General features: G+C 47.8%; 6 protein-coding genes. 3 read left to right on the top strand and 3 right to left on the bottom strand.

From position 1 onward, the window contains the following. The first annotated feature begins 368 nt into the window (after positions 1 to 368). Positions 369 to 872, top strand: coding sequence for an FkbM family methyltransferase (locus tag O2S87_RS17455; protein WP_475410026.1), 504 nt, complete (start codon positions 369 to 371; stop codon positions 870 to 872). 167 nt (positions 873 to 1,039) lie between these two features. Here the strand turns inward: O2S87_RS17455 and O2S87_RS17450 are convergent, their stop codons facing one another. After that, positions 1,040 to 2,158, bottom strand: a complete 1,119-nt coding sequence (locus O2S87_RS17450) for a glycosyltransferase family 4 protein (protein ID WP_475410025.1) — start codon at positions 2,156 to 2,158, stop codon at positions 1,040 to 1,042. Between the two features lie 295 nt (positions 2,159 to 2,453). Here O2S87_RS17450 and O2S87_RS17445 point away from each other — a divergent pair, with 295 nt between their 5' ends. Beyond that, a complete protein-coding gene (locus O2S87_RS17445) occupies positions 2,454 to 3,821 on the top strand; it encodes a polysialyltransferase family glycosyltransferase (RefSeq protein WP_475410024.1) in 1,368 nt (455 codons plus the stop codon). 224 nt (positions 3,822 to 4,045) lie between these two features. Then, positions 4,046 to 5,242, top strand: a complete 1,197-nt coding sequence (locus O2S87_RS17440; RefSeq protein ID WP_475410023.1) for a glycosyltransferase family 4 protein — start codon at positions 4,046 to 4,048, stop codon at positions 5,240 to 5,242. Between the two features lie 91 nt (positions 5,243 to 5,333). On the opposite strand, the gene O2S87_RS17435 is transcribed toward O2S87_RS17440, so the two are convergent. Further along, positions 5,334 to 6,158, bottom strand: coding sequence for a class I SAM-dependent methyltransferase (locus tag O2S87_RS17435; protein WP_475410022.1), 825 nt, complete (start codon positions 6,156 to 6,158; stop codon positions 5,334 to 5,336). Beyond that, positions 6,159 to 7,199 (bottom strand): glycosyltransferase family 4 protein, encoded by a 1,041-nt coding sequence (locus tag O2S87_RS17430; protein WP_475410021.1) that lies wholly within the window; start codon positions 7,197 to 7,199, stop codon positions 6,159 to 6,161. Between the last annotated feature and the right edge of the window lie 351 nt (positions 7,200 to 7,550).

The following is a 7,550-nucleotide window of genomic DNA, read 5'->3' as shown; positions in this document are numbered from 1 at the left end:
ACGATTCGGACGCGATGGAACACGCATCTACGAACCTACGGCTAAATTCGTCTCGCAGTGAACGGAGTGCCGCCGCTATGAGCGGCGGCTCTCCCTTATTCGTCTAATTACGTTCGGGCATAGAGAAAATCTGGAAATAAGTCCTCTCAGACGGCTCTCCTATCAGAGAACAGGTGGCGTTATTCGAGTACTGCAGAGGTATCGCTGAGCTCTGGCGAATAGTCTACTCGGAGTGTTTATCAATTCGAAACGAGACAGAGACCATGATCGTTTCAACCGATCGTATCTCCGGTTCAAGCGAGATATTTACACGATGAAGGGTCATGTCGATATTGAAGAAAACGATACAGTCGTCGACGTTGGAGCCTATGTCGGCGAAACCGTCGAATATGCCGCAAAAAGCTAGTTGTGTTCTTGCGGTGGAACCGAGTCCGATAACTGGTCCGCTACTCCGCCACAACATGCGACGGCATGACAACGTTATCGTCAAGAACGTCGCTGCGTGGTTTGAGAATACGACGCTTACATTTAAAATCGGTGATGACAATTCGGAAGATTCTGCAATAGATATTGATTCCGGACAGCTTGTAGGCGAACAGGATGTTCCGGCTCGAACACTCGAATCAATCGTAGACTCACAAGGGATGCAGACCATCGATTACCTGAAAATCGAAGCCGAGGGGGCAGAACCGGAGGTGCTTCGCGGGTTGGGAGAGCTAGACGTGAGGAAAATAGTTATCAATGCCGGCAAAGAGCGGTACGGTGAAAGCACCAAAGAGGAGGTGATAGAGCTGCTAACCGATAGAGGATTCGAGGTGCGAGTAGATCCGAAAAAAAAACAAATACATAGTATTTGCGAAGTGCAGTTTTGATTCGTCTACTGAAGAGTAGTCAGGAAACGAGAGCCACCCTCAGCAGCATCCAGGAGCGAATACGACAGCTACCACCCGTCCCTGGAAATCGCTGATTGCTAACGGTCCCCAATGGCCCGAAGAAATCCGACCTATCACTCTGAGTAGGGTGTCCGTGTTCCTCTAAGTTATTGGAACTCTTTTTCGACGATCTGTTCCAGCTGTTCGGAGTACCGGTCGGGACTGTGACGCGAGATCGCCACGTCGTAGCTGTGTTTCCCCATCCGTGAAATCGTCTCCTCGTCTTGTATGATCGACTCGATCTTCTCCCGAAGATCCGCAACGTTTCCCGTTTGGAAGACGTAGCCGTTCTGTCCTTCGTCCACATACCACTGTGTGCCGTTGTCGTCACTGGAAATAACCGGGAGGCCCTGTGTCATCGCTTCGAGTATACTAACGGCTGCTGGTTCGTTCTCACTCGGTAGTACGAACAGGTCGTGTTCGAAGTAGAGGTCTTGCAACACCGGATACGAAAGGTTCTGGAGAACATCGACCTGATCGGTCATATCCCGGCTATCGATACAGTTGTGTAACCAGGACGCGGATTTGTGCTCCTGAAGACTCCCCACAATAGTCAGTTTAATATCGTATTCGTCGGACAATTGGTTCACAGCATCCAGGAGATTGGGATGGCGTTTTCGCTTTTTCCACAGAGTCCCGACCATAATAATATTTATTCTACCCCCTTTCAAATATTCCTTCTGTTCGAACGGTTTCACGAACTCTGGATCGTACACAAACGGCAGATAATACTCGTCTTGGGTCGAATCGTACCGTTCACAGTCTCCTTTGACCGGGCTGATGCGAACGAGTGGCGCGTCAAATATTTGTTTGAATACGTCGTTCACGATCTGTTTCTTCCAAGATACTGTTGGCCGACATACTGGCCACTGGTCGTGAATCATGATGTTAGCACCATCTAGCTTCGCTAACACGAGTGAGATAAGCGAGTAGATCTGGTAGTTGCGGATAACGATCACATCCGCGTCGAACGAGGCCAACTCCTGATACAGTTGGCGGCACTTCGGGACTGTACTCTCTCCACCGATATCCAAGAACTTTCTCAGCTGATCGCTCCGGTGTTTCAGCTTCGAGTAGCCGATAACCGTCGGGTCGAGAACCTCATGCTCTCTGACGTTCCGGAGTTCGAGGGAGATGAATTTGACTTCGTGTCCCTGCTCTTGCAGTGATTTAACAATTGGATGATGGTTTGAGTGGTACCATTTAGAAACGAATAGTATCTTCATTTATCAATTATTTTAAACTTTTTAGTTCAGAGTGGCTTCAGGAGGAATTATTTAGCTACACCATACAGTGAAATATTTTATCGGCGTACGTTTCCACAAAATAGATAGATATTTTCCTAATAAATACTTTTTTGTTCTATCGCGTTTCAGAATGCACTCACCACTGACGAGCTTGTCTGTGGATCAGTCGGTCTCGTTCGTGTACTGTAATCCACCGACGGACCGCTGATCTGAGTTCGGTGCCAGATGCTAGGTTCCAGACGGTTTTAAATACCTGAAACGGTAGAATTTTTGTATGGATTCAAATGATACAAAAACCCCGGCTAACTTAGATAGCAAATTGGTAGGTTATATCGAGAAAAACCCAATCGGGTTTGTTCCGTTTCGTATCTTTCATCTCCTCTCACAAGACAAGATCGTGTCAGAAAAAAATCAGATACCATTTATTACGAACCCATTTTTTCCACTCGTATTGACAGCATACCTCATTGTGAGTAGGGTGAAATATCTTCTCACCGCTATTGTCTCCATGAGTCGTTCAGTCACGGATCTTCCACTGGATCATGTGTTCGTACTTGGTACATCCAAACAGTACACTACATACTCGTTGACGACGATCTCATCGCGGGTTGCGGATACCGGAGCGAATTCAGCGTTGCTTTGTTCACCGTCGGCTGAAGACCGACGTGACGAATGGGAAACCGATGGCCATACTGTAATCACACATAAAGAACTCCATGCAACAGTATCATTGACAAAAATACCGATATATCTGATCAAATCAGCCAATCTAACTTACAAAATAAGTAGTTTATTATCGTATAAGACCAACATTCACCACAAATACAACGCGTACAACTACACTCTATTGGAGTACATAAAAAGCGAGAGCGTGAGTGAATTGATTGATACTGAGACGAAAGTACACACGTATACGCCAATGCCGTACCTGACTACAAATACAGAGACTGATAATATATTTGTATATCAGCACGGTATCCAATGGTATTATACAAATGATATCAGTATGTCAAGTCCGTTTTACACACCGTTAACATATCTGATATGGGGAGAACCGTGGATAGGTACCTTCGAAAAGGTTGTAAATCCAGAGTCAGAAATCGTTCCGACGGGGTCACCCTGGCACGAACACCTTGCTGAACCGAGTGCAGAAGACGAACCAACGTTTGACGTGCTTTTTATTAGTCAGCCTCACTCGCACTTACAGTCCGAGCAGAAGCGACAGTATGAGAAGCTCGTCAGAACCGTGGTTACCTACTGTCAGCGCAACAAGTTAGAACTCAAGGTGAAACTACACCCAAGCGAGTCCGAAGCTTGGTATAGAGAACGCGACCTAGGCTCGTATGTCGAAACGTTCGAAGACATAGATACTGCTGTGAAACAGGCTCGGATTGCGGTCACAAACAGCTCTTCAGCGTTCGTCGAGAGCTCTGTGTGCGGAACTCCAACTGTTGTAACAGATGTTTTTCGTAAAGATCTGGCATCGCTCGCACCGGTTCAAAACGTGTTGTTCCCCGCGGAGATAGACGAACTGCCAACAGCGATGGCAGACGCACTGTCCGGAAACCTCCCAGAAACGGACCGTTCGATCGTAATTACTCACAACGCTACTGAACGAATACTCTCAATTATCTCCGAGTAGCCAGAAGATATCAGGACTCTGTGAATCAATATCCTGTGAAAACTATGGACAAATCTTCGGTCCGACTCCTGCCAGCGGATCATGACAGCGGTCGGTGTCTACCATCGAACAACTGGTCCACTGCCTTCTGATCAAAAGACCGAAGTATCTACTCGGAGAGATTGTATTCACTGACTCTACGTATAACACGGATATTACAGATAGATATAATCACAATTTAGAATATGAAACGAATAGATGTACTACAGTCACCTGGGGGACCCTCACTGAACAGCGATAGTTATGGGAAAGAGTACTATTTGTTAGAACATATCGCGAAATCTGACAAGAACACATACGTACACGGATATTTTAAGAAGGTAACTGATCAACTACCGTATCAGAATATCACTGTCAGAGAGCCTGAAATTATGACTACACGAAGTCGGTACTACAGGGACTCGTTTATAGAGGCACGAAAAGAACTCCGGACAGGTAGCTACGATGTATATCATCACCTGAATTTTCACTATCGGTTTTTCAATCCACTACTGCTGACAGACCAAATAAAAGAAACACCAGTAATCCTCGGACCAGCCCAACCACCACACAATATACCGGATCCGTCCAAGCGGCGGTTTATAAAGGAAGTAACCAGAATTGAGTGGCCGGACGTCGTGTTGGACAAACTGCTTCCTGTTGCCACCTGGGCTCAAGAAAACATCTACAACAGCGTGAAGGAGACACTCTTCGGGATTACTCTCAGGCGTGCTGACAAAATAGTCGTGGTAAATCAGGAAACAGCTGACCTGTACGCGAACTATGTGGACCGGTCGAAAATCGACGTCATCCCGTATGGGGTTGTGTTCGACCGATTCATCCAGGCCGACCCATCCGAGTCAACTGATCTGGTAGCGATCGGATCGCTGTTCGAACGAAAGGGATTCGATTTGCTCATCAAATCTTGGGCGGAAATCGCCGCAGAGCATCCAGAAACGATCGTTCACATATACGGAGATGGACCACAGCGGGACGTGTTTGAATCACTGGCACGAGATCTCGGTGTCGATGACTCGCTCATCTTTCATGGCAACGTTGACCACAGCGTGATACGGGACGCATTGGCGACCGCCCGTGCGTTCGTTCACCCATCTCGGTCGGAAGGGTTCCCACATGTCAGGCTTGAGGCGATGGCATCGAGTTGTCCAGTCATTGCGAGCAATGTCTGGGGAACGAACGAAATGGTCCGTGACGGGATCGATGGGCTCGTGGTTCCAACCGGCTCGGTTACCGAACTTAGCGATGCGATGGCAACGGTGCTTGCCGAACCGTCAAACGCCAGGGAGATGGGACGGAACGCACGAACCCATGTCGAACAGCAGTTCGACTGGAATCAGATCGGAACCCAATTCACGAACCTGTACCGAGAGCTCGCTGACTGATTTCTTGAGTGGGTCACAGGTCTCGACCCACTCGAAGGGTTCCGGTGAGCTGTCCCGGGACACTGACTCAGCATGCGGCGTGCGATAACAGCTAGGAATCGGTTACGCATTCATACGCTACATATCCCCACACGAGTTCAAATACGAACTGGACAACCGTGAATTGAGTCACAAACGACAGTAGTGGTAGCAAAGAAACGAACAACTGTGGGGCAAGTCGGTCTCCGTAGATGTGTTTGCTGGCTACCGATTCAGATACAGTCACATACTTCACATCATCAAAATGATCCTGCAACGCCAATCGTGCCCTGATCGGTGAATAGGGAAACAACTCGTCTCGATAATATTCGTACTCAGTTTTATTTATGCGACGCTTCGCAAGGCGTAGCCCAAGTGGTTTCGGTAACGCAGAGAGATATCTGGGGAGTCCATGTGGTGTGTTTGGAACGAATCTGTTTGGAAACGAAAATAGCCCGCGTCCATCTGGTTTCAAAATACGGGTTACTTCTTCAAAAATACATTTTTTATCATCAACATGTTCGAGTACCTGATTGAGAACGACGAAATCAAACACGTCACTTTTGAATGGTAGCTGTCTTCCGTCAGCATACAAATACGCTACCTGGCTAAAGTCGGTCGATTTTGAAAATTCAATATCTATCGCAACGACCGTCGCATCAGTATCTGTGAGGTGGCTTCCACCTTTCGCACCGAGATCGAGGATTAAATCATCCTCAGTAGAGAGATGTTTAACCCGTTCATATATAAGCATACGTCGAAATTGCTGTCCGTAATATATGAAATTAGCTGTTTTCAGCGCATCCAGTACCAGAGACGGTTGCATGTAACGACATTCGGGATGATCGACCGACGAATACGCGCTCGGGATCGCCTTGACAGTCAACAGCTGAGGCAACTACTCCGAGTGGATGAGGTCATCATAAATATGTTCCAGTTCGTTAACGATCCGTTCCCACGAATTGTTCTGGAATACGTACTGACGTGCAGCACTTCCCATCTCCTTTCGCTTCGAGGGATTGCTCAGTATCGTCTCGATACCAGTGCAAAGCGCCGCAGAATCACGCATGGGTACCACATAGCCCGTCTTCCCATCGGTAATCATCGATGGGAGTCCACCACTATCCGTCGAGACAACTGGGACACCCCACGACATCGCCTCGAGGACGACATTTGGCATGCCCTCACCTTCAATCGAGGGGAGCACGAACACCGATGCGTCCTGATAGTACGTATCGACGTTCGATGGAAGAACGAACCCCTCAAACAGGACATCGATCTCTGCTTCTTTTGCTCGTCGTTCGATTAGGTTACGTTGATCGCCGTCACCCACGAGAACGAGTTCACAGTCGACAGAAATATTCTCGATTGCATCAATAAGATAGGTGAGTCCTTTCTTTTCGGCGAACCGACCGACATACATGACTCTGTTCACCGCGGGATCAGGCCGCGGTTCAGCCGGACACTCGACACCGTTTCCGAGAACCATTATATCTGTATCGATATCGTAGAAATCCGTTGCGACGTCCATTTTTATTTCTGTCGATTGCACAAGGACGAGCGTGTCCGCTAACACTCGCCTCATCATCCACCGTTTCCAGTACACATCGTTCATCAGATAGTAATCCCCACCACGAATCCAAGCAAAGTACGGTACTCCGGTGAGCTTGTTCGCCACATACCCAAGAAAACCAACCGGGTACAGCATCATACACTGAAGTACGTCCAGTTCGTTGGATCGACAAACGATCTCAACCAAGCAACACAGTAAGAAAGTGAGGTCACTCACAAGGGGCGTCCGTTGCCAGTTACGAATTCGGACAACTTCGTAGGGGAGATCTTCATCGGCGTGGTGATCCCCGAACTGCTTCGTAAAAACGGTTACATCGTGTCCGGACTCGTGGAGTTTCGTCGCCATCTGTTTCGTCTGCGTTTCCATCCCTCCAATAACATCCGGAGGGAACGTTTTGAGTACGATTCCGACATTCATATATTTAGATGTAGTATCAATATATTTCCTACCAATTAAGTTGTTTTGTGATTAGTAGTGGAATACGCAGAACTGCATCGTTGTCGGGACACCAGAATTCCCATATTCCGTTGGCTATGGCTCAGCGTTCCAAGGAGTAGGCCGAAAGGCTGTGATGGCACTATCTAATTAAGCTAGCACTACTTCTGGGGGTTAATCCGGCAAGCTGATTGCCACGGCTGAAGAAAGAGAGCAATGAAAGAACTTGCACACGACCACGGAGATGCCGCAGGGTTTCTCAGAAGGTATCAAGCGTGTTTC

Source organism: Halohasta sp. A2 (assembly GCF_056175805.1).
The sequence above is the reverse complement of the archived record's forward strand: the minus strand, read 5'-3'. Positions and strand labels throughout refer to the sequence as shown.